Annotated in this window: 2 protein-coding genes; both read left to right on the top strand. The window is 64.4% G+C overall.

The window, feature by feature from the left end; genetic code table 11:
• A partial coding sequence (locus tag BXP70_RS30210; RefSeq protein ID WP_179197911.1) for a hypothetical protein occupies positions 1–374 on the top strand: 374 nt, incomplete at its 5' end.
• 127 nt (positions 375–501) lie between these two features.
• Positions 502–772: hypothetical protein (locus BXP70_RS29135; RefSeq protein ID WP_218779907.1), on the top strand; the 271-nt coding region annotated here is incomplete at its 3' end.

Below are 772 nucleotides of genomic sequence, written 5' to 3'. Positions count from 1 at the left end.
TCCGAGAACAACTGCAGGCCGGCACCTACGATCTGGGCTATGTTCGCTACGTGCTCACCACGGTGAGCGCGCAAGCCAAAACCGGCCAAGTCAAGAAGAAAGGCGGGGCCGTGTTCAAAGCGCTGACCGAGGGCTACTTGCTAGAGGAATATCAGCAAACGCTACAAGCGCCCGCCCAGGGGAAGCGTACGTCCAGCACTACCCGGGATCACCAGCGGAAAAAGTTAACTGAAGAGCTGGAGGATGCCCGAAAAAGCTTAGCCTTTGTTCAGACCGCGGATTGCTACACCGCGGAGAACCGACCCGGTGCTATCGTGGAGGTCGAGGCCAAGATGGCGAAGCTAGCAGCACAACTGCACCAACTGTCCTCTTAGCCCGTTTACCCCGCGGCCTGGCCCGTATGGGTTCTTGGTTCGTTGCCTGCTAGTGCCCCGCCAGCGCCTGCTCAGGCCGCTCTCTCTTTCCTTGCTGCCGCCGCCTGGCGGCCCTAGCTGTCCGCTCATGTCTTTTCCCTCCGAGTCCGCCACCCCCACCGCCGCGGCGGATCGTCGACCGGCCTTACAGGACCAGGTGCTGGACCAGCTCCAGGGCCGGCCGCTGGCGGGCGTGGCCCTGACGATGGGCCTGGGCAAGACGCTGGTGGGCCTGCGCGACATGGCCCGCCAGCCGGCCGGCCAGCCCCTGCTGGTGGCGGCCCCCACCCAGGCTATCCTCGCCAGTTGGTCCCAGGAAGCCCACAAATTCGGCCTCCCGCACCTGCTTGACCAAGTGA

The organism is Hymenobacter crusticola (genome assembly GCF_002154225.1).
Taxonomy (GTDB): Bacteria; Bacteroidota; Bacteroidia; order Cytophagales; family Hymenobacteraceae; genus Hymenobacter; species Hymenobacter crusticola.
This window is presented reverse-complemented; position numbering and strand designations above follow the sequence as displayed.